Source organism: Aeromonas sp. SG16 (assembly GCF_024436135.1).
GTDB lineage: Bacteria > Pseudomonadota > Gammaproteobacteria > Enterobacterales > Aeromonadaceae > Aeromonas > Aeromonas jandaei.
The window spans coordinates 736,201-761,147 of sequence record NZ_JANFNW010000001.1 but is presented as its reverse complement, the minus strand read 5'-3'; the positions used below and the strand labels follow the sequence as shown (position 1 = coordinate 761,147).

Sequence of the window (24,947 nt, the reverse complement as noted above, 5' to 3'; positions counted from 1 at the left end):
GCAAGCCGCATTGCGACTGGCTGTAAGATATTTTTTACCAAAAAGCTCTTTTTTTTTATGGCTGAAATATTTCACGGATAGCTATGGTGTTGGCCGCCATCTGGCATAATCCGCCGCAACTCATAAACAGGCTTTTTTTTATGTTTGAAATGTTTAGTGGTTTGGGTTTGTGGTGGTCAATCGGTTTGGTATTGGCCGTTTTTTTTGTGCTTGCCTATGAATTCATCAATGGCTTTCACGATACCGCCAACGCGGTAGCAACGGTTATCTACACCAAAGCGATGCCCGCTCACCTGGCGGTTGTGGCATCAGGGATCTTCAACTTTTTCGGCGTCATGTTTGGCGGTCTGGGTGTGGCTTATGCCATCGTCCATCTGCTGCCCATCGACCTGCTGCTTGGGATGGACTCCACCCAAGGGTTGATCATGGTCTTCTCGTTGCTCTTTTCCGCCATTGTGTGGAATCTGGGTACCTGGTTCTTCGGGATCCCAGCCTCCAGCTCACATACCTTGATCGGTTCCATTCTGGGGGTAGGCGGTGCCTATGCCTGGATCAGCCACAAGCCGGTGACTGAAGGGATCAACGTGAGCAAGGCGATCGACATCATGCTCTCCCTGATCATCTCTCCCACCATCGGTTTCATCGTGGCAGCGCTGCTGCTGCTGGTTATGAAACGCATCTGGACCAGCAACAAGATCCACAAGACCCCGGAAGAGCGTCAACTTGTTGATGGCAAGAAGCACCCGCCATTCTGGGCTCGCCTCACTCTGGTTGCTTCTGCGATGGGGGTGAGCTTTGTGCACGGCTCCAACGATGGCCAGAAGGGCATCGGTCTGGTAATGCTGGTGCTGATCTGCATGGCGCCAGCCTACTTCGCGCTGGACATGAATAGCCGCTCTTATGATCTGGATCGTACCCAGGATGCCAACCAGCGCATCATGGAAATCTATAAGCGCAATCAGGATGCGGTGAGTGGTGTTATCAACTTCAACTCAGCCTCTGCTGTGCAAGAAGAGCTGATGACTCATTGTTCAGCAGACAGCGTGCTGCAGGCGATGAACACTCTGGATGCCCGTCTTGGTGCCGTACGTACCTATGAAGAGATGAGCCTGACCGATCGCCGTGAAGTGCGTCGTCTGCTGCTCTGTATCGATGACACCGCACGCAAGGTTTCCAAACTCTCTCTGCCGGCCAAGGAGCTGACCGATCTGGCCAAATGGCGCAAGGATCTGACCGCGACTGCCGAATACGCTCCGACCTGGGTGATCGTCTCCATTGCGATGGCGCTGGGTTGTGGCACCATGGTGGGCTGGCGTCGTATCGTGCACACCGTTGGTGAGAAAATCGGTTCTACCGGTATGACCTATAGCCAGGGGATTGCAGCCCAAATCACGGCGGCCAGCTCCATCGGTATTGCCAGTCTGACCGGTATGCCGGTATCGACCACCCACATTCTCTCCTCTGCGGTGGCGGGTACCATGGTGGCCAACAAGTCAGGCCTGCAAAGCCAAACCATCAAGACCATCCTGATGGCTTGGGTGCTGACCCTGCCGCTTACCATGCTGCTCTCTGGTGGCCTGTTCATCATCAGCCACCATCTGTTCGCATAATCTCTTCAAGCATTTATAGATAAAAGGGCCCTCGGGCCCTTTTTTATTTCGACATGAGTTCCATACCCCTTTTTTCCTATCGATTAGAGCCTGCAGCACCCTGCTAATCCAGATTGATATTATGTAGAGCGACGACTAATAAGTAGGGTGGGGGAGGGATATCTCGTTATTGGTACAAGCAAAAGCCACACTGTGTGGCTTTTTGCTTTTTAGATACAACATCTGTTCAGTGTTTATCACAGCTCGCGTTATCCTGCGATACCCGGTCAATAGATAGTATTTCACCCATAGACATGAGCAAGAGCGCCGTAGCCAAGTGTTCTCCAATCAGCATCAGGGATTTCTATTAACAGGAACCTGGGTTATTTGGTAAGTACATGTAATTAGCGGAGGGGAGGGATAACTGTAACCTCCAACCAGAAAGTTACCGCTACAAAATATACGATTACATAAGCTGCATTTGCAGCATTGTGTACCTGGGCATAGTATTTGGCTCAATCTATAACATTGTCCCAGATGTAAGTCGGATTGTGGTTTTATATGGAGCTGACTTAATCTGGATAGTAGATTGATTCCTGAGATCTAAATTAGATTGACAGTCCAAGCTGTAATCAGCGATTCGGCAAAAATGAATCGGAGCTAGGATGAGAAATGTACTATTGGATGCATGAATAATGAGTTTTATATGCCAACAAACAAGTTTGTGACTTAAGCTTTTATGGCCATTATTTCGAATAAATAGAATTCAGGTAGAAAACTTAGTACGCCTTTAGTTTTACCAAGGACGCCACTGATCCGCTCTACACCGGGCCGTGGCTCAATGACGATCTTGCCCTCAGCCGAATGGTCTCCGATATCGGTATTACACAGACGCATTGCCAACGGATAACTAGGTGAATGTCACCCATAAAAAAAGAGCCACACATTGTGTGGCTCTTTGCTTGTCTTAACAAGAACTATTAAGGACGACCTGCCGGGCAAGAAGCCACATTGACAGCTGCGGTGCTACCACCGTGACGGCCAGAGCTAACCACTTCGCCACGAACCAGAGGCGGGTAGTCCACCGGTTCACGAGCGGGCAGGGCAGGGGCTTCAGCAGGGGTTGCCATCGGCGCAGATGCCTTGCGAGCTCGGGCCAACAGACCGGCACCGTGCTTAACCTGCTTGGTTACGGCTACGGGAGTCTCTTCAGCTACAACTTTTACCGGCTCTTCAGCAACAGGTGCAGTAGTTACTGCTTCGCTGACCTCAACTGCTTCAACAGCAGCTTCGGCAGCTTCGGCAGCTTCGGCAGCTTCGGCAACAACTTCAGCAGGTTGTTCAGCTTGTGCAATCTCAACCTGAGTTGCTTCAACTACTGCGACTGCAGGAGCCTCTACTTCAACGGTGTCAACAACAGATGTTGCGGCCACTTCGGTCTGTACCGCATGAGCCTGTTCAGCAGACTCCTCAGCAACAGCTTCGACAACCACGTGTTCGGTCAGTGCAGCAGAAGCTTGCAGGGCTGCCGCGACAGCTTCAGCGCTCGGGATGGTGACAACAGGCACTACCGGCTCTTCAACCTGCGCTTTGGCGATATCGGCCTGGGCGGCGGTAGTCAGAGTAGGCTCGGCTTGTTGCTCTTCATCACGCTGGCTACGTGCTTCTTCATTAATACGCTTGCGACGTTGGCCTTCGATGCGCTGGCTGCGCGGAGTACGGCGGGAACGGCGCTGACCTTCGGCCTGCTCATCCTGGTCGCCAGTCTCAACAGCTGCAACCTGAACCTCTTCTACGACAGGCAGGGCAGGGGTGTCGCTCGCAGCAACATCAACGCGGATCTGCTTGCGCAGCTGGCGACGTTCGCGGCGCTCAGCCACTTTCTGCTCTTTTTCCTGACGTGGTTCGATGGCATCAACGGTTTCCACCGCGTCAACGACAACCTCGGCACGAGGCTCACGGGGAGCGCGTGGCTCACGAGCAGGGCGTGGAGCACGGGGCTCACGTTCTTGACGCGCTTCGCGTGGTTCACGTTCCATCCGCTGTTCAGTGCGAGCTTCACGTTCCTGACGGGGCTCACGCTCTTTACGAGGACGACGATTGCGGTTTTCACCACTTTCGCGGTTGCCATTTTCACGTTTCTCGCCAGCTTCCGCATTGTTGCGGTTGCCACGGTTGTCGTCACGACGAGGACGCTGACCACGGCCACGACCTTCTTCGCGCTGATGACGCTGACCCTCTTCCTTGCGCGCTTCACGAGCAGCCGGTTTATCAGCCGGAGCTTTTACTTCGGCAGGGGCTGCATCGCTGCTGAACAGGCTGGTAATGCCTTTGATCAGCTTGCTTAAGAAACCTGCTTCAGGTGCAGCGGCAACGGCCGGGGCTGTCTGCTGCTGTGCTGCAACCGGCGCGGGTTGAGTCGGCTGGGCAAAGCCTTGTAGCAGCGGTTGTTCACGCTCGATCACCTGAGCTTGCTTCGGCTGGTAGACCGGCTTGGCAATCTCGGTTTTCAGCTCATAGCTGGCCGCTTCCGGGATCTCGTTCTGACGAATGCGGGTCACTTCGTAGTGCGGAGTTTCCAGATGCTGGTTCGGAATGATGTAAACACGCACATCATTTCGCTGTTCCAGACTGGCGATGGCAGCACGCTTCTCGTTAAGCAGATAGGCTGCAACATCCACCGGCACCTGACCGTGAACCTGCTCGGTGTTGTCCTTCATGGCCTCTTCTTCGATGAGACGCAGGATAGAGAGGGCGAGGGATTCGTTGTCACGGATCACGCCTTGACCCTGGCAACGGGGGCAGATATGGCTGCTGGACTCGTTGAGGGAGGGGCGCAGACGTTGGCGAGACATCTCCAGCAGACCGAAACGGGAGATCCGACCCAGTTGGATGCGGGCCCTGTCCTGATGAACAGCTTCACGCAGACGGTTTTCCACTTCGCGCTGATGGCGAACCGGCGTCATGTCGATGAAGTCGATAACGATCAGGCCACCCAGGTCGCGCAGACGCAATTGACGGGCAATTTCATCGGCCGCTTCCAGGTTGGTTTGCAGCGCAGTCTCTTCGATATCGCCGCCCTTGGTGGCGCGGGAGGAGTTGATATCGATGGAGGTCAGTGCTTCGGTTGGATCGATAACGATGCTGCCGCCGGAGGGGAGGCGCACTTCACGCTGGAAGGCTGATTCGATCTGGCTCTCAATCTGGAAGTGGTTGAACAGGGCTACTTCACCCTTGTACAGCTTCACACGGTTGAGGAAATCGGGACGTACCAGCTCGATATGGGCCTTGGCGCGTTCGAAAATCACCGGATTGTCGATCAGGATCTCGCCCACATCGCGACGCAGATAGTCACGGATGGCACGCACGATGACGTTGCTTTCCTGGTGGATCAGTACCGGCGCGGCGCGCTCCTGAGAGGCCTTGTGGATGGAGTCCCAGTGGTTGAGCAGAACGTTCAAATCCCACTCCAGCTCTTCTGGCGACTTGCCCACACCGGCGGTGCGCACGATCAGGCCCATGCCTTCCGGCACGGTCAACCCACTCAGGGCTTCTTTCAGTTCAGTCCGCTCATCACCCTCGATGCGGCGGGAGATACCACCGGCACGGGGGTTGTTGGGCATCAGTACCAGGTAGCTACCTGCCAGGCTGATAAAGGTGGTGAGGGCTGCACCCTTGGTGCCACGCTCTTCCTTGTCGATCTGGACGATAACTTCCTGACCTTCGCGGACCACTTCTTTGATGTTGGGACGACCCTGATAGGAGTAACCGGAGGGGAAGTAATTGCGGGCGATCTCCTTCAATGGCAGGAAACCGTGGCGCTCGGCGCCGTAGTCGACAAAAGCAGCTTCAAGGCTGGGTTCTACGCGGGTGATCTTACCCTTGTAAATGTTCGCTTTCTTCTGCTCGTGTCCCGGACTTTCAATATCCAAATCGTAGAGCTGTTGTCCGTCAACCAGCGCTACGCGCAACTCTTCTTCTTGAGTTGCGTTGATAAGCATTCTTTTCATTGAGTTCTCATTATTGTGTCATTTTGATTTCCTCCATCTGGGTCCTGCCAGCGCCGGCCTCGGGTCTTCAGCATACTGGGGCAACCTCCCGGTTGGGGTATGCATGAGGCGCAAACTAAGGGCGTTCTGGTCATCTTTTCTCGAGAAAAGATGAATAAGGATGCCGAAATGGAGACAAATAAACGGTGATGTTTGTGTTCTCCATGCGTTGTACCTCGCACCCGGGAACCGTCATGTTCTTCTAGACACGGTGTATCGGGATTGGGTGGCATACTTTTTGGCCACTTAGTACAAGGCTTGAACACAATGACAAAACCTTGTTTATTATCCCATTTAAACCTCTTTTATAGCAAGGCGCCATTTTTCAACAAACCAGCAGCCAAGGGGCGCTGGCAGTGGTAAAATCCGCGCCATGACACAGATACATCAACAAGTGCAGCTGCTCACCATCGAAGCTGAGCATGACGGGCAGCGCATCGACAATTTTCTCAAGACTCAGCTAAAGGGCGTCCCCAAGAGCCTGATCTATCGCATCCTTCGCAAAGGTGAAGTGCGAGTAAACAAAAAGCGCATCAAACCGGAGTACAAACTCTGCGCAGGCGATGAGGTGCGGGTTCCTCCCGTACGCGTTGCCGAAAAGAATGAGCTGCCTTCAGCAAATCTGGGCGTTATCCAGCGTCTGGAGAGCCAGATCCTGTTCGAAGACGATGCCATGATCGTGCTGAACAAGCCCTCCGGCATGGCCGTACATGGCGGCAGCGGCCTGAGCTTTGGCGTAATTGAAGGGCTGCGCGCCCTGCGGCCGGAAGCCCGTTTCCTCGAGTTGGTTCATCGACTGGATCGCGATACCTCTGGCGTACTGCTGGTTGCTAAAAAACGCAGCGCACTGCGCAGCCTGCATGAGCAGTTGCGCGTCAAGACCATGCGAAAGCAATATCTGGCGCTGGTTCGCGGTAAATGGCAAGCTCACGTCAAGGTGGTTAATGCACCTCTGCGCAAGAACGATCTGCAATCCGGTGAGCGGGTGGTGCGGGTCAGCGCGGATGGCAAGCCATCGGAAACCCGGTTCCGTATCGTGCGTCAATTTGCCGAAGCGACCCTGGTCGAGTGCAGCCCCATCACCGGCCGTACCCACCAGATCCGGGTGCACACCCTGCATGCCGGTCACCCGATCGCCTGTGACGATAAGTACGGTGAAGCGGCGTTTGACGAGAAAATGCGCAGCCAAGGGCTGAAACGGCTCTTTTTGCATGCCTGGAAGCTCAGCTTTACCCATCCGGCCGATGGTCGCGAGATGCAGGTCGAAGCGCCGCTGGCACCTGAACTCGACCACTTCCTCAACGGCTTGTCACGCTGATGCAGGATATCCGGCTTGCCATTTTCGATTGGGACGGTACCCTGATGGATTCGGTGGGCCGGATTGTTGCCTGTGTGCAGGGGGCCGCCAGAGATTGTGAGCTGGCGGTACCTGCACCAGCCCAGATCCGGCAGATCATCGGATTGAGCCTTGATGTCGCCATGTCCCGTCTGTTCCCTTTGTGTAGCGACAGTGGCGCCGCCATTGATGAGCGCCAGATTGCCACACTCATCGATCGCTATCGTTATCACTATCTGCACGACACCACTCCCAGCCCGCTGTTTGCCGGGGCAACGGAGCTACTACATGACTGGCGGTCACGAGGGCTGCAACTGGCCGTCGCGACCGGCAAATCACGCCGTGGGCTGGATCGGGTATTTGATGAGACCGGGCTGCGCCCGTTGTTTGTGACCAGTCGTGGGGCTGATGAGGCTCGATCCAAGCCTGATCCGCTGATGCTTGAGCAGATCCTGGACGAACTGCGGCTGTCGCCCCGTCAGGCCGTAATGATTGGAGACTCTGTTCACGATATGGCGATGGCCGAGGCAATCGCCATGCCGTGCATTGGCGTCACCTGGGGGGTGGATAGCCGCGAGGCACTCAGTCGTTACGAGCCAGTGGCCGTGGTTGACTCTATGACGGTTCTTCGCACGTTGTTGTAAACGTCTCACACCTTGAGTGACATCAATCTGATTGATAAAAGGCCCGGTCAATTGACCGGGCCTTTTATATATCTTCTAGCTCATCCATTCGTCCACCATCAGGGCAGGGCGATGCCGTGGCGCTCCAGCAGTTCGATCAGGCCGATCAGCGGCAGACCGATCAATGCGTTAGGATCGCGCCCTTCCAGCCCCTTGAACAGCACGATCCCCATCCCTTCGCATTTGAAACTACCAGCACAATCGAGGGGCAGTTCAGCCTCTACATAGCGGCGAATGGCGGCTTCGTCGAGATCGCGAAAGTGAACCGTAAACGGTTCAATCAATTGATGAATCTCATTGGTTGCAGCGTTAAGTACGCACAGGCCGGTGTAAAAGGTGACGCTGCGACCCTGGGCCGCCATCAGCTGTGCTATGGCATTATCTATGGTGCCCGGTTTGCCGAGGATGCGGCCATTGCAGACACACACCTGATCAGAACCGATGATCAGCCCGTGATCACGACTATTTGCAATGGCCTGGGCCTTTGCCCGGGCAAGTCGGGCCACCAGCTCCTGAGCGGATTCATCTGCCAGCGGGCGTTCGTCTACGTCGGGAGCTGCACATTCAAAGGGGAGGCCAAGCTTCTCCAGCAGGGCTTTGCGATAGCGAGAAGTTGAGGCGAGGATAAGATTCTGTGGCATAATCCGAATACCGATGAAAGCAAGTACCGGCATTCTAGGGACTTGTGGCGTTAAAATCATCGGCGGTAAGGACTTTTTCCTTTGACTATCAGTTGTTGGACCTATATTATTCGCGCCCTATGCAAAAGGTGAAGTTGCCCGTTAAGGTTGATCCAGTCCGTAGTGCCTTGAAGCTGCTCGACTATGTCGGGATAGTGGAAAAGTCGCAGATGCCCAGGCTGGAGGAATCAACCGCTGGCTTGCGGAGTGATATCGAGGTATCGCTGCACTTTGGCAAAGATGTCCAGAAGTTGACCGTTATGAAAGGCACTGCCCATGCCAAGGTTGACCTGGTTTGCCAACGTTGCGGAGAGACTTTCGAGCATCTCTGTGAAGCTGAATTTATCTACACTCCGCTGTTCGAAAGAACAAACGAGGAAGAACTGCCGGAAGCTTATGAGCCCATTGAGTTGGACGAAAACGGCGAGATGGACCTTCATCAAATCCTGGAGGATGAACTCATCCTCTCGTTGCCTCAGGTAGCCATGCATTCTCTGGATGCGTGTCCCCGTGGTAACATGGAGATGACTTGGGGTGAAATCGAACCTGCTGATGAGCGGCCGAATCCCTTTGCAGTTCTTGAAGAGCTTAAACGTAAGTGAATTTAGGAGTTAGCCTACAATGGCCGTACAACAGAACCGTAAAACCCGTGCCAAGCGTGGCATGCGTCGTTCCCACGATGCGCTGACCACCGCTGCCCTGACTGTTGATCAGACCAGTGGCGAAATCCATCGTCGTCACCACGTGACTGCCGATGGTTTCTACCGCGGTAAAAAGGTAATCGCTTAAGGATTGCCTTTGTCTACGCAAACTGTCGCGCTAGACATCATGGGGGGAGATATTGGCCCCTCGGAAACAGTGCCTGCCGCCGTGCAGGCACTGTCTCTTTTACCCCAGCTAAAACTGATCCTGGTCGGTGACCAACATCAGACCTCCTCTCTGCTGCAGCAACATGGCTTGCTGAATCATCCCCGCGTTCGTTTCGTACATGCATCCCAGGTGGTTGGCATGGGCGATAAACCGATCGTGGCGCTGCGTACTCTGAAAGATTCCTCCATGCGGGTGGTACTCAATCTGGTGAAAGCCGGTGAGGCCGATGCCTGCGTGAGTGCCGGCAACACTGGCGCTCTGATGGCGATGGCCAAGTGCGTGCTCAAATCTCTGCCCGGGGTCGATCGGCCGGCACTCATCAAGGCACTACCGACGTTGAGCGGCAAGCGCACCGTGATGCTGGATCTCGGTGCCAACGTCAGTTGCGATGCGGATACCTTGCTGCAATTTGCGGTGATGGGCTCCGTGGTGGCCGAGAAAGTCGAAGGCATCGCTTCTCCTCGAGTTGCCTTGCTCAACATCGGGGAAGAGGAGATCAAGGGGAACGATCTGGTACGTCACAGTGCCGAATTGTTGCGCCAGTGCAACGCACTCAACTATGTCGGTTTCATTGAAGGGGACCGTATCTTCAGCGGCGAGTGCGATGTGATCGTCTGCGACGGTTTTGTTGGCAATGTCGCCCTTAAAACGGCCGAGGGGGTAGTGCGGATGATGGCTCAGCTGGCGGGATATCCCCGCAAGAAGCGCACTTTTCTTGGCCGGATCGCCGGTTTTATGTTCAAACGGCGTTTTTCATACCTGAACCCCGACCAGTATAACGGGGCAAGTCTGTTAGGATTGCGCGGCATTGTGGTAAAAAGTCATGGGCGAGCCGAGCGGCGCGCCCTGTGTAATGCGATTCTGCTGGCCGCACAAGAGGCCAAACATCAACTTCCACTGCAAATAGCAGATCGCCTTGAAGCTGTCTTTTCCGACAGGGACCTATAAGAACTCTATGCATAGCAAAATTCTGGGTACTGGCAGCTACCTGCCGAGTTCAGTGCGAACCAACGCCGATCTCGAGCAGATGGTTGAGACCAGTGACGAGTGGATCGTGGAACGCACCGGGATCCGTGAGCGCCGCATTGCCGGTGCTGATGAGACCGTTGCCACCCTCTCTTACCAGGCCGCCCTGCGGGCCCTGGATGCCGCGGGCCTGACCGCGGCCGATCTCGACATGATTGTGCTGGCCACCACCAGCGCAGAAAACGCCTTCCCGGCAGCTGCTTGCGAACTGCAAGGACTGCTGGGTGTACAGGGGATCCCTGCCTTTGACGTGGCGGCAGCCTGCGCCGGTTTTACCTACGCACTCTCCATTGCCGATCAGTTCATCAAATCCGGTGCCGCCCGCCACGTGCTGGTCGTTGGCGCCGATGTGCTGTCGCGCATGTGCGATCCGGAAGATCGCGGCACCATCATTATTTTTGGTGATGGGGCCGGTGCCGTGGTGATTGGTGCCAGCGAAACACCGGGCATTCTCTCCACCCATCTTCATGCCGATGGCCGTTATGGCGATCTGCTCAAGCTGCCGCAACCCCGTCGCGGGATGCCGGGCGCCGAACTCGAAGCCTACATGTACATGAAGGGCAACGATGTGTTCAAAGTGGCAGTCACCCGTTTGAGCGAGATCGTGACCGAGACGCTGGCAGCTGCCGGTCTCGAGCCGAGCGAGCTGGACTGGCTGGTGCCCCATCAGGCCAACTTCCGCATCATCAGCGCCACAGCCAAGAAACTCGGCATGGGCCTCGACAAGGTAGTGTTGACCCTCGACAAGCACGGCAACACCTCTGCTGCATCCGTACCTATCGCCTTCGATGAAGGGGTGCGGGATGGCCGGATCAAACCGGGCCAGCTGGTACTGCTGGAAGCCTTTGGCGGTGGTTTTGCCTGGGGCTCGGCGCTGGTTCGCCTCTGATCCAATGCGGGATGAGCGAGTGCTGTCATCCCGCAACGATTTCATTTTTGCTTATCTAAAGGAATCAATGATGACCCAATTTGCCATTGCCTTCCCGGGACAAGGCTCCCAAACCGTGGGCATGCTGGCCGAGCTGGCCGAGCAACATACCGTGATCAAGGAGACCTTCGCCGAGGCGAGCCAGGTGCTGGGTTATGACCTGTTTGCCCTGGTAATGAACGGTCCTGCCGAAGAGCTGAACAAAACCTGGCGTACCCAGCCCGCACTGCTGACTGCTTCTGTCGCACTGTGGCGTCTGTGGCAACAGCAGGGAGGGGCAACGCCTTCCGTCATGGCTGGTCACAGCCTGGGTGAGTATTCCGCTCTGGTTTGCAGCGGTGCGCTGGCCTTTACCGATGCTGTCAAACTGGTCGAGCTGCGTGGTCTGGCCATGCAGGAAGCGGTACCGGAAGGTACTGGTGCCATGGCTGCCATCATCGGTCTGGACAACGACGCCATCGCTGCCAACTGCGAAAAAGCGGCAGAGGGGCAGGTGGTTTCTCCCGTCAACTTCAACTCTCCGGGCCAGGTGGTTATCGCTGGCCACAAAGAGGCTGTCGAACGCGCCAACGTGCTGATGAAAGAGTCGGGCGCCAAGCGTGCGCTGCCGCTGCCAGTTTCCGTGCCGTCCCACTGCGCGCTGATGAAACCTGCCGCAGAAAAACTGGCAGCTGCGCTGGACGGGATCGAGATCAAGGTTCCTGCCATCGCTGTCATCAATAATGTCGACGTATCCTGTGAACAGGATCCGGCCGCCATCAAGCAAGCACTGGTGCGTCAGCTGTTCAGCCCGGTTCGTTGGACCGAGACTGTCGAGCGGATGGCCAATGAGGGCGTTACCCTCGAAATCGAGATGGGACCGGGCAAAGTATTGACCGGGCTCGCCAAGCGCATCGACAAGCGCGTGGAAGGTATTCACGCCAACGATGCAGCCTCTTTCGAGCAGGCACTGGCCCAGATCAAGTAAACAGGAGCAAGTAATGAGCTTTACCGATAAGGTTGTGTTGGTGACCGGTGCCAGTCGTGGCATCGGCCGTGCAATTGCCGAAACTTTCGCGGCCCGTGGCGCCAAAGTCGTCGGCACAGCGACCAGCGAGAGCGGTGCCGAGGCAATCAGCGCTTACTTGGGCGACAATGGTTGCGGCATGGCACTGAACGTGACCAGCCAGGAATCCATCGAAGCCGTTTTCGCTGCCATCAAGGCGCGTTTCGGTGATATCGACATCCTGATCAACAACGCCGGTATCACCCGCGACAACCTGTTGATGCGGATGAAAGATGACGAGTGGAACGAGATCATCGATACCAACCTGACCTCGCTCTACCGTCTGAGCAAACCGGTTCTGCGGGCGATGATGAAGAAGCGCAATGGTCGCATCATCAGCATCGGTTCCGTCGTTGGTACCATGGGTAATGCGGGTCAGGTCAACTATGCTGCCGCCAAGGCGGGTCTGGTTGGTTTTACCAAATCGCTGGCGCGTGAAGTGGCCTCCCGTGGTATCACGGTCAACGCGGTTGCCCCCGGTTTCATCGAAACCGACATGACTCGCGCCCTGAACGAAGAGCAACGTGCCGGCATCATGAGCCAGGTTCCTGCCGCTCGTCTGGGTGATCCGAAAGAGATTGCCGCCGCTGTGGTATTCTTGGCTTCCGATGAAGCAGCCTATATCACCGGTGAAACCCTGCATGTTAATGGCGGGATGTACATGGTGTAATCAATTTGTCGTGAGTTCTGTTCAAATTTGCGATAGTACGCCGAAGTTTGGCGAATTTCGTGGTTTGACCAGCGGCAAGCTACTTGCAAACTCACGTCAATTGAATAAACTACCCCAACCAGACGCAATAGCGTATTTTTAAAGGAAAATTCAGGTCATGAGCAACATCGAAGAACGCGTAAAGAAAATCATCATTGAACAACTGGGTGTTAAAGAAGAAGACGTTAAGAACGCTGCCTCCTTCGTCGACGACCTGGGCGCTGACTCTTTGGATACCGTTGAACTGGTAATGGCGCTGGAAGAAGAATTCGATACCGAAATTCCTGATGAAGAAGCCGAGAAGATCACCACTGTTCAAGCGGCTATCGACTACATCACCGCTAATCAGGAATAAGTTCCTGTTCTGAAAGAAGCGGCCCAAGGGCCGCTTCTTTTGTATTTGTTTCCTTTCAAATCACCTCTCGGAGACTACCTCAGTGTCAAAACGCAGAGTCGTGGTGACCGGCTTGGGGATGCTTTCCCCGGTAGGCAACACAGCCGAATCCAGCTGGCAAGCCCTGCTCAACGGGCAGAGCGGCATTTCCCTTATCGACCATTTCGATGCCAGCGAGTTTGCAACCCGTTTTGCAGGTCTGGTCAAGGACTTCGATCCCGAGCAGTACGGTATCAACCGTAAAGACGCTCGCAAGATGGATCTCTTCATTCAATACGGTATTGCTGCCGGTATGCAGGCACTGGATGATTCCGGCCTCGTCATCAACGACGACAATGCCGAGCGCGTCGGTGTGGCGATCGGTTCCGGGATTGGCGGTCTGGGTCTGATTGAACAGAACCACGACAGCCTCGTGAACGGCGGCCCGCGCAAGATCAGCCCCTTCTTCGTGCCCTCCACCATCATCAATATGGTGTCCGGTCATCTCTCCATCATGAAGGGATTGCAAGGTCCAAACATCGCTGTAACCACCGCCTGCACCACTGGTACCCATGCCATCGGCATGGCTGGCCGGATGATCGCTTACGGCGATGCCGACGTGATGGTCGCCGGCGGTGCCGAGAAGGCTTCCACCCCAATGGGGATGGGCGGTTTTGCAGCTGCCAAGGCGCTCTCCAACCGCAACGACGAACCGCAGAAAGCGAGCCGTCCGTGGGATAAGGATCGCGACGGTTTCGTGCTGGGTGACGGTGCCGGGGTACTGGTGCTGGAAGAGTACGAGCACGCCAAGGCCCGCGGCGCCAAGATCTACGCCGAACTGGTCGGTTTTGGCATGAGTGGTGACGCTTACCACATGACGGCACCTCCTGCTGATGGCAACGGTGGCGCTCGCGCCATGAAGAATGCCATCAAGGATGCCGGTATTGCCCCCGAGCAGGTGGGTTACATCAATGCCCACGGAACCTCGACCCCGCTGGGCGATGTGGCCGAACTGCGCGGCATGAAGGCCGTCTTTGGTGAGCACGCCAAGTCACTGATGGTCAGCTCTACCAAGTCGATGACCGGTCACCTGCTGGGTGCCGCCGGTGCCATCGAGGCGATCATCACTGTGCTGGCCCTGCGCGATCAGATTGCGCCGCCCACCATCAACCTGGACAATCCGGATGATGAGTGCGATCTGGATCTGGTGCCCCATGTGGCCAAGCCCGGTAACTTCGAGTACGCCCTCTCCAACTCGTTTGGTTTCGGCGGTACCAATGGTTCCCTGATCTTCAAACGCGTATAATTGCCTGCGGGCAATGACAGAGGCCCGATACTGCCGGTATCGGGCCTTTTTTATCGGAGAGATCTCTTTGCTGATCAATGGATTGAAGCTCGATACCATCTCGGCCCGCGACCGTGGCCTGGCCTATGGCGATGGCCATTTCACCACTATGGCGGTGAGAGAAGGAAAGGTATTGCAGTGGCCAGCGCATCTGGCTCGACTGCAACAGACCAATAGCCGGCTGGGAATGGTTGAGCCGGACTGGGAATTGTTGACTCGGGAACTAGAGACCCTGGTTTCCGGTGAACAACAGTGTGTTGCCAAGGTGATGCTGACTCGGGGGGAGGGGGGCCGTGGTTATGATGGCAGCGAGTGTCAGCAGACGACCCGTATTCTTTCGCTGGCGCCTTTTCCTGCCCAGTATGCCCAGTGGCGACAAGAGGGGATCAACTTGCTGGTGTGCCGTCAGCGAATTGGTGATGCCCCCATGCTGGCCGGGCTCAAGACCCTCAACCGGTTGGAGCAGGTGCTGCTCAAGAGCGAACTTGTCAGCCGTGGTGCAGTCGAAGGAGTAGTGCTCAGCAGCCGTGGCGTGCTGGTCGAAGGGGTCAGTGCCAATCTGTTTTGGCGTCGGGGCAAGACGGTGTTTACGCCCGATCTGGCCCGTTGCGGGGTTGACGGCATCATGCGCCGTCAGGTCATGGCGATGCTGAAACAGATGAGTATTGAGTTGCGTGTAGTAGAGGCTCCGTTGGAGTCACTATGGCAGGCGGAAGAGGTGTGGCTCACCAATACCCTGATGGGGGTGGTGCCGGTCATCGGCATCGAGGATAAACAGTATCCTGCCCCGGTATTGAGCCGCCGTTTACAGGAGCGTTTGGTCATTGAAGTTTAATCGGCTTTACACCCTGCTCGCGGGGGCTGCACTGACTGTGGCCGTCGCCGGGGGCTATGTGCATTACAAATGGCAGCAGGTGGAGACGCTCACCAACAAGGGGCCGACTCGCCTCTTTACGGTGGAGAAGGGGGCTCATGCCGCTCGCTTGATCGCCGAGTTGGGTGATGGTGAACCTAGTCCGTGGGCGGTGCGCCTCTGGCTGCGCGGTCATCCCGAGCTGGTTGCCATCAAGTCGGGCACGTATGAAATCAAGGAGGGGGCCCTGCTTAAGGAAACCCTCTCGCTCTTTGCTTCGGGCAAGGAGTTTCACTTCAGCCTCACCTTCGTCGAGGGTTCCCGCTTTGAGGATTGGTTGAAGCAGTTATCCAGTGCACCTTATCTGGAACGACTCACGGTCGAGTTGCCCGAGGCTGATCTGGCCAAGGAGTTGGGTATCGAGAATGGCAAGCTGGAGGGGTGGTTTTTGCCGGAAACCTACGCCTATACCACTCATGCCAGCGATCTCTCCATTTTGCGTCGTGCTCACCAGGACATGGAGACATTCCTGCAGCAGAGCTGGGACAAGCGTCAGGCCAATCTGCCTTACAAGACCCCCTATGAAGCGCTCATCATGGCCTCGATCATCGAAAAAGAGACCGGTCTGCCTGAAGAGCGGGCACAAATTGCCTCGGTGTTCGTCAATCGTCTGCGTCTCGGTATGAAGTTGCAGACCGACCCCACCGTGATCTACGGGGTGAAAGACCGTTATGACGGCAACATTCGCCGCAGCGATCTGACCGACAAGAACCCCTACAACACTTATGTGATCGATGGTCTGCCGCCGACGCCCATTGCCATGCCGGGCAAGGCATCCATCGAAGCGGCACTCAACCCCAAGTCGACCGACTATCTCTATTTTGTTGCCAAGGGCGGTGGTGCTCACTACTTCTCCAGGACCCTCGATGAACACAATCGGGCGGTTCGCGAATACATATTGAAGAAATCCTGATGTCTAAATTTATCGTTATTGAAGGTTTGGAAGGGGCAGGGAAGAGCTCTGCCGTCCGTTACGTCACCGACTATCTGCATCACCATGGCATCGAGCGGATCGAATGTACCCGCGAGCCGGGCGGTACGCCGCTGGCCGAGCGGATGCGAGCCATCGTCAAAGAGGTGCATGACGAACGTCTTACCATCGAAGCCGAACTGCTGCTGATGTACGCCTCCCGGGTGCAATTGGTGGAGACCCGCATCAAGCCGGCACTGTCTGATGGTGTCTGGGTGGTGGGGGATCGCCACGATCTCTCCTCCCAGGCCTATCAGGGGGGTGGCCGTGGTATCGATGCTGCTCTGATCCGAGCCATCAAGCAGGCGGTACTCGGCAATTTCAAACCGGATCTCACCCTCTATCTCGATATCGATCCCGCACTCGGTCTGCAACGCGCCCGCCATCGTGGCGAGCTGGATCGGATCGAGCTGGAGCAGCTCAGCTTTTTCGAGCGCACCCGCACCCGTTATCTCGAACTCGCCGCCAAGGATGACTCCATTGTAGTGATCGATGCGGGACAAACCCCGGATCAGGTAAAAGCGGCGATTGAAGCTGCGCTGGATGCTCGCCTATGTATCCCTGGTTGATCCCCGACTGGCAGGCACTGAGCCAGACGGCAGCGGCCGGCAGACTGGGTCATGCCTGGTTGTTGCTTGGCGATCCCGGTCTTGGCAAGGAGCAGTTGGCTGAACGGTTGGCGCGTTTGCACCTTTGCCAACAACCGGATCGCGGAGAGCCATGCGGTCATTGCCACTCCTGCCAGCTTTTTGACAAAGGCCATCATCCGGATCTCGGCACCATCAGTCGTGAGAGCAAGACCATCGGGGTCGAAGCGATCCGTGATATCTGCAACCGACTGCAAGGCTCGGCCCAGCTCGGCCGCGGCAAAGTTGTGATCATTCCTGATGCGGAGCGGATGACCGAATCGGCAGCCAATGCGCTGCTGAAAACCCTGGAGGAGCCTGCCGGTGACAGCCTGCTCATCCTCATCGCCTCCCAGGTTTCCCGTCTGCTGCCGACCATTCTCAGCCGTTGTCACAAACACGTGTGTCAGTTGCCAAGTGAGGGTGAAACGGTGCGCTGGCTTGCTGAACAGGGACATCAGGCAACTCTGGCTCAGGTGCGGATCTGTCAGGGGGCGCCGCTGCGGGTGCTCGACTACATCGAGCAGCTGCAAGATGGTGCTCGCCGTGAGCTGCTCGAGGATCTGGTCGCCCTCGCCAAGTCCCCGATCAAGGCGACCACATTGTGCAGCCAGCTCGGTCAGGAGACACAAGTTCGTCTGCATTGGCTACAGCTCTTTTTGTGCGATGCTCTGAAAACTCAGGCGGGATGCGGTCACCATCAACTGGCGATGCCAGATCTGGTTACCTTGAGCCAGCAGTTCGCCGGGCTGTATTCCAGTGAAAAACTGCTGGATGCCGAGCAGCAACTGGTCGCCCTGAAAGCGGCCTGTCAGCCGGGACAGCTATCCAATCCCACCATTCATCTGATGAACTGGCTCAGTCGCTGGTTATAGAACGTCATTAGCAATAAAGGTTTTGTATGTTACTCGTTGACTCCCACTGTCACCTCGATCGTCTCAGCTATGGCAGCAAACAGAGCAATATGGCTGATGTGCTGGCCAAAGCGGCAGCGCAGGAGGTGGGATACTTTCTCTGTGTCAGCGTGACGCAAGAACAATTTCCGACCATGATGACGGCGATTGCCCCTTATCCCCAGGTGTTTGCCTCCTGCGGGGTGCATCCCCTGAATCAGGAACCCGGTGTCGATGCCGAGTTGCTGCTCAAGCAAGCTGCCGACCCACGTGTGGTGGCCATCGGTGAGACCGGTCTCGATTACTTCTACTCACCCGAGAACAAAGAGGTTCAGCAAGCCTCCTTCCGTGAACATATCCGGGTCGCCCGTGCGCTGAACAAACCGCTGATCATTCACACTCGTGATGCCCAGCAGGATACTTTGCAGATCATGCGTGAAGAGGGGGCGGATCAGGTTGGCGGCGTGTTGCACTGTTTCACCGAGTCTCTCGAGATGGCAGAAGCGGCAATGGCGATGGGGTTCTATATCTCCATCTCGGGGATCGCTACGTTCAAGAATGCCACTGCGTTGCAGGAGGTGGTGAAGGCATTGCCTCTCGATCGACTGCTGGTCGAAACGGATGCGCCCTATCTTGCCCCGGTTCCACATCGGGGGAGGGAAAACGAACCCGCCTTCGTGCGCGACGTTGCCCAATTTATTGCCGACTTGCGCCAAATACCGCTCAGCGAACTGGCCGAAGCTACCAGTCGCAACTTCTTTGAGTTGTTCAAACTAGCCCGGAAATAAGAGCCGACGCTCCGTATTACGGGGCGTTTTACTTTCAGTAACCCGTATATGGCGGTAAAGCAAGACGCAACTCACCAAGCCGTTATCTCTCACTATCGCAACATTGAATTGCCATCAGCGCAATGACTCAACCTGTAAACCGGACATGAATACGACATCAGTTTAGAGAAAACGGAGATGCTGGATTGGGGGGTTAAACAGACACTCATTAGTATCGATAATATTCATTATCGATACTTGATGAAGCTGAAGGATCCTGTAAGATCATCCTAAACTTCATATGAATCATGATGTTCCGTGTCACATCCATCCATTTCAGGCTCAGCTCATCAGTCATTGCAAACTGTCTTTGATGCCCAGCTAAATAGCCGTGCTCGCCGCTTCTTGCGCAGTGCCAAAGCTGATTCGACCCTCAATGCCTATCAGGCGGATACCCGGATTTTTGTCTTCTGGTGCCAGTTGCATGGTCTGGATCCACTGCAAACGACCCATCACGACATCATGAATTTTCTGGCAGATCAGGCCGACGGGGTACTGGCTGACTGGGTATGGCTCAATAAAGAGGAGGGGAGAGGGGAGCTGCGTAATGGTGAACCGCGCAAACCGGCAACTCTGGTACGAAGGCTCGCCGGGATCCGCTACGCCTTCAAACAAAAAGGCATTCACCCGATGCCGACCGAACACCCTGAAATCAAAGAGATGATGCGCGGTATTGTCCGTCTTGGAGATAACCGCAAGCGCAAAACGGGCGCCCTGACGCTGCAGCCATTGACCCAAGTGTTGGATGGCATCGATACCAATGATCTGGCAGGACTTCGCGATCATACCCTGTTGCTGTTGATGTTCAGTGGTGCCTTACGCCGCTCGGAAGCAGCCAGGATTGAGGTGAGAGACCTCGATTTTGTGGGGCAGGGGATCCGACTTCGCCTCAAACCTAGCAAGCATCAACTCCATGAGACCGAGATCGCCCTTATCCCCGGCAAGCACTATTGTCCGGTTGCAGCGATTGGCAACTGGCTCAAGAAGAGCAGGATCAATGAAGGGCCGCTCTTTCGGCGGATGAATCGCTGGGGCCAACTCACAGCAGACCCTCTGGGACCGCAGGGTATCAACCTGATGATCAAGCGGCGCACCGGTCAGGCTATCGATGACCTCTATGTCAGTGGCCACAGTTTGCGTCGCGGATTTATCACCTCGGCCGTCACTGCCGGCAAACCGATGAACAAGATCATCGAGGTTACCCGTCACAAGGATATGCGCACCCTGCAAGAGTACTTTGACGATGCCCATAAATTCTCTGATCACGCGCTGGATGGACTGCTTTAACATAAATGCGTCACTGCATTTTTTATGTTAAATGATATCCCATTGATCTGGTGGTATATTTGGTTGGCTTCGTAGTCAGCTGGCAGAGGGTAGGGGACGCCCCATCTTTTACCACTATGCGAAGAGATGTGAGAGATAACCAGTTATAAAAACAAGTATTGCAAGGTCATATGAGCCAGGAAATCAACGAGCTTGAGGCAAAAGAGACCGCCTCGCAGAACAACGCCAAGCGCCAGCGTCAGCATGTAAAACGCAAACAAGAGAGTCATACCCGGTTGCAATGCTGGATCAGTAATCGCCATGCCGAACGGTTGGCGGCACTCGGCTTGCATCTTGAAGATAGCCAGGCATCGCTCATCGAACAGGCGATCGATCTGCTCTATCACCATGAGCTGGGGAGCGAACCTCACCCAGAGAAAGTGGAGATAGATCTGTTGGAAGAGAGTGTCGAGTAGCGATGAACTTGGCTCAGAAGAGATAAAAAAAGCCAGGTACGAATTCCGTGTACCTGGCATAGGGGAATTGGCTCCTTGCAGAGCCGTGCGCTAACTGGTGTTCGGATTGCCTTAAGCTTAGACAAGGCTCAAGGCTTTTCAAGAACCCGATAAAATTTCAACCAGAGTGTGGGTTTTGCAGACTCGAACAGCATCGAGTCACCTTTCCTCGTTCAGTTAAAATCAGCCAAACAGATTGTTGTCGCGCACCAGCTCCCGGGGCAGGGCATTCTTGATCCGGCTACCTACCCATTTCCCCATTCCCAGGGTATGGCCCTGATAACGAACGATCACCTCGCCAGAGCCAGCATCCTGTTCTGGCCAGACGTCCCGCCCCATCATGAATTCCCGCGCGTTGGCGCTGTCCAGTTCGACCACGCCCTTGCTCGCTTTATCACCATAGGCGAGCGCCCACTCATGGGTGAGGCGATAGCCTTTCTTGAACGTCTCGGCCAACTTGATGCCGATGCGATCGAAGCGCAGCTTGCCCTGAACCTGTTCAAACAGATGAGGAAATAGCCAGATCTCATCATTGCGGCCAAACAGTTGACCTTGTGGCGCCACACCAAAATTGGCTTCAATCTCGCGCAGCATGGGCTCAGACTCTTTCGCTGCCAATGGCAGGAAGGGGAATTTGCCGAGCTTACCCGGTTTGAACATGGTGTTGGGCACCGAGTGGTGCTTACGCAATCTGGCAACGAAAAAGCCTTCACTGTCGAAGATCTGGGGCCAAACGTGCAGGTATCCTTCGGATGTGCAGGCCTGCTCTGCATGGGGGAACAGATCAGCCAGCGAGTCAAAACTCAAGGCATCGCCAAACTTCTCCAGCAGTGACTGACAGACCTCCTGGTTCTCCTGCAAACTGAGCGTGCAGGTGGAGTAGACCAGTACGCCACCCGGTTTCAAGGCATGGAAGGCACTCTCCAGCAGCCCCTGCTGCACCGCCGCAATCTCGTCAATGCTCTCGATGCTCCAGTTGCGCAGCGCATCTTCATCCTTGCGCACGGTTCCTTCACCGGAGCAGGGGGCATCGAGCAGGATGGCATCGAAGGTCTCAGGCAGCCACTGCCCAAACACCTTGGCATCAAAGTGAGTCATCCCCACATTGGTCACCCCGCAGCGCTGAATATTGGCGCTCAGCACCTTGAGCCGACTGCTGGAAAACTCGTTGGCAACCAGCATCCCCTGATTGTTCATCAGGGCGGCGATCTGGGTAGTCTTGGAGCCGGGGGCGGCCGCTGCATCCAGCAACATGCCATCCGCTTTGATCTTGTCGCTGGCAAACAGCACCGTCACCGGCAGCATGGAGCTCGCTTCCTGAATGTAGAAGAGGCCGCTCAAATGCTCGGCCGTGTTGCCTAATGGCACGCTCTCATCAGTGCGGCTCAGCCAGAAGCCGGTCTCGCACCAGGGCACGGGATCGAACTGCCAGCCTTGTGGCTGCATCTTTTCAATGAAGTCAGAGACGGCAATTTTGAGCGTGTTGACCCGGATACTGCGGCGCAGCGGTCGCCGGCAACTTGCAACGAACTCATCCATGGAGAGATGCGCAGGCATGATGGCCGCTATATGGCGTAAAAAGTGATCGGGTAGATAGGTATTGTCGTGCACTGTGCCGTCTCGTTGACCGAAAAAGAGGGGCGACATCTTATCACAGGGCTAGGAATATTCTTAAAGTGCAGCAGGTAAAAATGAACAAGCCCGGCCAAATGCCGGGCTTGGGTAGCTACGTGAGGGGAGGGCTCATGGCTTGATGCGGGGGCTCCACTCCTGCCACTCTTTCTCGGCCTTGCCGTAGAGGGGATAGCTGTGACCGGCCTTGACGGTCGGCCCCATCTCTTTTTCCGGCGTATTGAAGGCAATGCCGCCGGCAAGCAGGCTCTGCACCGTCTCGACCTCAATAGTGCCACCGGTCAGGCCAATGTCCGCCTTGACCCCGGAGACATTCCAGAAGCGGGAGTTGGCGCGCACTAGATGGGCGTACTCCTGCTCCACATTGACGTCGATCACCACCTCGCTGCCATCGCGGGCCAGTGCCACCTTGGTAACGCTGCCGACCACCATCTTGCGAAACAGCAGCGGGCTGCCAACCGAGAGGCCATTCACCGACGGGCTTTTCAGGGTGAGGGCCAAACCGGCAGGGCCGCTCTGGCTCAGGGGGAAGTTGCTTCGGCCCGCCCCTTTACCGGGCTCGGCCTCGACAAAGGCCCCCTTGATCAGGGTATCGAGATGGGCCACACCACCCAGACCCAGCTTGGCTTGCACCAGGGTAAAGCGCGCGCCGGATTGCAGGAAACGCTCGGCGTACTGGCCATCCAGCTCGGCTTTGAAGATCACCTGTCCCAGGGTCGGCTCCAGCTCGATCTCTTCAATTTTGCCGATATCCACCCCGCGATAGCGGATCGGGCTGCCAATCCCGAGCCCAGGATTACTCTCTGCCACCAGTGACAGCTGGCGCACCTTCGCCTTGGCTTGCTCCTTGGAATCAAACAATTGATGGCTGTTGCGGCCATTGGCCAGATAGTCGAACTCGATGGCACCGCGCAGCAGGGTACCAAGATTGCCAACTTTTACCTGCACACCATCGACCCGTACCCGGGTGTCGATAGCCGGTTTTTTCCAGAATTGTGGCTGGCGGGCGAGGAGAGGGGCATAGATGCCGTCAATCTCGAGCTCTATCTCCACTCCCTCTTTGGCGGCGCGCAGCTGTTTCACCTTGCCCGCTTCCAACCCCAGATAGAGCACCGGAGAGCCGATGCCGATGCCGTCCGCCTGATCCGCCTTGAGCAACCAGCGCTGGGGCTTGGCATCGCGGGTACCGAGCAACGCCAGCTCCTGATTGGGGTAGAGGCGGTTTATCCGCTCGCCGCTGCTCGCCTGCACCAGCTTGATGCCACCGCTCAACCAGGCACTGGCCGGACTGGCCTCGACCTTGATACCGCTCAGATCGGCATCTATTTGCAGCGGCGCAGCGCGATAGAAACGGGCACGGTTCAACAGATGGGCGTAAGCGGGCTGGATCTGCAGGGCCACGCTGGCATTGCCGCGCCCATCGAGATCAAGCTGGCTGATGCGACCAACCTGCAGCCCCTTGTACAAGATGGGGGCATCCTGATTAAGACCGGCCAGATCGTCCGCTTGCAATGTCACCTTGAGGCCATCTTGTGGCGCCCGGTCGGTCAGCGCCATCCTGGCCACTTCTTTGCCCGCCACATAGTCAAGGCGAATGGCTGGGCCGGAGAGCAGCCGATCGGCATTCTTCACACCGGTCGGGGAGAGAGAAACGCTCTCCCATACCAGCTGACTCTTGTCGGTGATGCGATATGCCTGCTCCGGATTGATCAGTGCTGTTACCACCCGCCCCTTGTCGGTGAGATGGATGGGATCAACGCGACCAATCTCGATCCCTTCGAAGAGAATGGGCATCCCCTCCTTGATGGGCAGATCGCCCGCCACGATATCGATGCGCTTGCCGCGCGCCGCTTCTGCCAGCCCCTTGTAGAGGACGAAGGTTTGTCCTTTCTCCGACTCGGGAGATGCTTTGGGGGAGTCAAAGGCGATGCCGCCGCTCAGAATGGAAGTGAGGCTGCCAGCCTCAACGCTGACACCCGCCAGACTGAAAGAGCCCTTGATACCGCTGATATTCCAGAAGCGGGTATCGGCTTTGACCAGATGTTCAAAACGAGGCTCGATCACCAGATCCAGAATGACGTTCTGGTTGTCCTGACCCAGACGGGTATTGATGACGCTGCCCACCTCGATGCCGCGGAAATAGAGCTTGGCACCGATACCGACCGAGCCCAGCGAATCGGCGGTGAGGTGCAGCATCCGCCCCTGCGCCTGATAACCGGGGGGTGGGCCGTCGAGGGCATCAAACTTCTCCTGCAGCGGATTGCTCTCGCGTCCCGGTTGCAGATTGATGTAGTTGCCGGAAACCAGGGTATCGAGACCGGAGATCTCGGTCAGCGATGCCTTGGGGCTCACCAGCCAGAAGTCGGATCCCTTGCGAATAAGCGGGCGGGCACGGCTGTCAATCTTGGCCAGCACCGCAATACGGCGGCCATCCTCGGCCAGCTCCAGCTCCTGCACCACCCCGATGGCAACCCCCTGATAACGGATCTGGGTCTTGCCCGGCAAGATGCCGTTACCCTGAGCGAAGTTGATCTGGATAAGCTGGCCGCGGCTCGCTATCTGTTGATAGAGAAAGCCGCCAGCCAGCAGCAGGGCGATGAGTGGTAACAACCAGACTGGCGATAGCCAGCGGCGCTTTTCGATGACGGGTTCAGCCCCGATCATAGTGACTC

The 24,947-nt window shown here is 56.2% G+C and carries 22 protein-coding genes and 1 pseudogene; 18 read left to right on the top strand and 5 right to left on the bottom strand.

All coding sequences use genetic code 11. The annotated features are described in order from the left end of the window. Positions 1-140: 140 nt before the first annotated feature. Entirely contained in the window at positions 141-1,610 is a 1,470-nt protein-coding gene (locus NOM67_RS03510; protein ID WP_041207908.1) for an inorganic phosphate transporter, read from the top strand. A gap of 783 nt (positions 1,611-2,393) precedes the next feature. Here the strand turns inward: NOM67_RS03510 and NOM67_RS03505 are convergent. Next, positions 2,394-2,486, bottom strand: a pseudogene (locus NOM67_RS03505) (dCTP deaminase); the annotation flags it as partial. Between the two features lie 83 nt (positions 2,487-2,569). Beyond that, a complete protein-coding gene (gene rne, locus NOM67_RS03500; protein WP_255933812.1) occupies positions 2,570-5,599 on the bottom strand; it encodes a ribonuclease E in 3,030 nt (1,009 codons plus the stop codon). Between the two features lie 412 nt (positions 5,600-6,011). Here rne and rluC point away from each other — a divergent pair, with 412 nt between their 5' ends. Next, on the top strand, positions 6,012-6,956 hold the full coding sequence (rluC, locus tag NOM67_RS03495; RefSeq protein ID WP_255933810.1) for a 23S rRNA pseudouridine(955/2504/2580) synthase RluC: 945 nt from the start codon (positions 6,012-6,014) through the stop codon (positions 6,954-6,956). After that, complete coding sequence (locus tag NOM67_RS03490) at positions 6,956-7,618, top strand: HAD-IA family hydrolase (protein ID WP_255933809.1); 663 nt, start codon at positions 6,956-6,958, stop codon at positions 7,616-7,618. Before rluC ends, NOM67_RS03490 begins: the two co-directional genes overlap by 1 nt. 98 nt (positions 7,619-7,716) lie before the next feature. Here the strand turns inward: NOM67_RS03490 and NOM67_RS03485 are convergent, their stop codons facing one another. Further along, entirely contained in the window at positions 7,717-8,298 is a 582-nt protein-coding gene (locus tag NOM67_RS03485) for a nucleoside triphosphate pyrophosphatase (RefSeq protein ID WP_255933808.1), read from the bottom strand. 119 nt (positions 8,299-8,417) lie between these two features. On the opposite strand from NOM67_RS03485, the gene yceD reads away from it, so the two are divergent. The 15 genes from yceD (at position 8,418) to NOM67_RS03410 (ending at position 20,604) form a co-directional block, all read left to right on the top strand. Next, positions 8,418-8,939, top strand: a complete 522-nt coding sequence (gene yceD, locus NOM67_RS03480; RefSeq protein ID WP_041207910.1) for a 23S rRNA accumulation protein YceD — start codon at positions 8,418-8,420, stop codon at positions 8,937-8,939. A 19-nt stretch (positions 8,940-8,958) separates the two neighbouring features. Continuing rightward, positions 8,959-9,126 (top strand): 50S ribosomal protein L32, encoded by a 168-nt coding sequence (rpmF, locus tag NOM67_RS03475; protein WP_005300935.1) that lies wholly within the window; start codon positions 8,959-8,961, stop codon positions 9,124-9,126. A 9-nt stretch (positions 9,127-9,135) separates the two neighbouring features. After that, the gene (gene plsX, locus NOM67_RS03470) at positions 9,136-10,155 is read left to right on the top strand and encodes a phosphate acyltransferase PlsX (RefSeq protein WP_041207723.1); all 1,020 of its coding nucleotides are present in this window, start codon (positions 9,136-9,138) and stop codon (positions 10,153-10,155) included. Positions 10,156-10,162: 7 nt separating this feature from the next. Continuing rightward, positions 10,163-11,122: a beta-ketoacyl-ACP synthase III gene (locus tag NOM67_RS03465; protein ID WP_255933807.1), complete on the top strand. Its 960-nt coding sequence runs from the start codon at positions 10,163-10,165 to the stop codon at positions 11,120-11,122. A gap of 70 nt (positions 11,123-11,192) precedes the next feature. Continuing rightward, positions 11,193-12,128: an ACP S-malonyltransferase gene (fabD, locus tag NOM67_RS03460; protein WP_156853017.1), complete on the top strand. Its 936-nt coding sequence runs from the start codon at positions 11,193-11,195 to the stop codon at positions 12,126-12,128. Positions 12,129-12,141: 13 nt separating this feature from the next. After that, positions 12,142-12,876 (top strand): 3-oxoacyl-ACP reductase FabG, encoded by a 735-nt coding sequence (gene fabG / locus NOM67_RS03455; protein WP_042030949.1) that lies wholly within the window; start codon positions 12,142-12,144, stop codon positions 12,874-12,876. Between the two features lie 157 nt (positions 12,877-13,033). Beyond that, positions 13,034-13,270, top strand: coding sequence for an acyl carrier protein (acpP, locus tag NOM67_RS03450; RefSeq protein WP_005300909.1), 237 nt, complete (start codon positions 13,034-13,036; stop codon positions 13,268-13,270). An 82-nt stretch (positions 13,271-13,352) separates the two neighbouring features. Continuing rightward, complete coding sequence (gene fabF, locus NOM67_RS03445) at positions 13,353-14,594, top strand: beta-ketoacyl-ACP synthase II (RefSeq protein WP_041207727.1); 1,242 nt, start codon at positions 13,353-13,355, stop codon at positions 14,592-14,594. A 67-nt stretch (positions 14,595-14,661) separates the two neighbouring features. Then, entirely contained in the window at positions 14,662-15,468 is an 807-nt protein-coding gene (gene pabC, locus NOM67_RS03440) for an aminodeoxychorismate lyase (RefSeq protein ID WP_232354335.1), read from the top strand. Beyond that, complete coding sequence (mltG, locus tag NOM67_RS03435) at positions 15,458-16,459, top strand: endolytic transglycosylase MltG (protein ID WP_198037948.1); 1,002 nt, start codon at positions 15,458-15,460, stop codon at positions 16,457-16,459. Before pabC ends, mltG begins: the two co-directional genes overlap by 11 nt. Next, positions 16,459-17,085 carry a dTMP kinase gene (tmk, locus tag NOM67_RS03430; protein WP_156852766.1) on the top strand — a complete coding sequence of 209 codons (627 nt, stop codon included), beginning with the start codon at positions 16,459-16,461 and terminating at the stop codon, positions 17,083-17,085. Before mltG ends, tmk begins: the two co-directional genes overlap by 1 nt. After that, the gene (gene holB / locus NOM67_RS03425; protein WP_255933803.1) at positions 17,070-18,017 is read left to right on the top strand and encodes a DNA polymerase III subunit delta'; all 948 of its coding nucleotides are present in this window, start codon (positions 17,070-17,072) and stop codon (positions 18,015-18,017) included. Before tmk ends, holB begins: the two co-directional genes overlap by 16 nt. Before the next feature lie 26 nt (positions 18,018-18,043). Beyond that, the gene (locus tag NOM67_RS03420; RefSeq protein WP_255933802.1) at positions 18,044-18,823 is read left to right on the top strand and encodes a TatD family hydrolase; all 780 of its coding nucleotides are present in this window, start codon (positions 18,044-18,046) and stop codon (positions 18,821-18,823) included. Between the two features lie 297 nt (positions 18,824-19,120). Further along, a complete protein-coding gene (locus NOM67_RS03415; protein ID WP_370689128.1) occupies positions 19,121-20,149 on the top strand; it encodes a site-specific integrase in 1,029 nt (342 codons plus the stop codon). Positions 20,150-20,319: 170 nt separating this feature from the next. Beyond that, entirely contained in the window at positions 20,320-20,604 is a 285-nt protein-coding gene (locus NOM67_RS03410; protein WP_255933801.1) for a hypothetical protein, read from the top strand. A gap of 222 nt (positions 20,605-20,826) precedes the next feature. On the opposite strand, the gene rsmF is transcribed toward NOM67_RS03410, so the two are convergent. Both rsmF and NOM67_RS03400 read right to left on the bottom strand, forming a co-directional pair. Further along, positions 20,827-22,254: a 16S rRNA (cytosine(1407)-C(5))-methyltransferase RsmF gene (rsmF, locus tag NOM67_RS03405; RefSeq protein WP_255933800.1), complete on the bottom strand. Its 1,428-nt coding sequence runs from the start codon at positions 22,252-22,254 to the stop codon at positions 20,827-20,829. Positions 22,255-22,386: 132 nt separating this feature from the next. Next, positions 22,387-24,939 carry an MlaD family protein gene (locus NOM67_RS03400; RefSeq protein WP_156852771.1) on the bottom strand — a complete coding sequence of 851 codons (2,553 nt, stop codon included), beginning with the start codon at positions 24,937-24,939 and terminating at the stop codon, positions 22,387-22,389. Between the last annotated feature and the right edge of the window lie 8 nt (positions 24,940-24,947).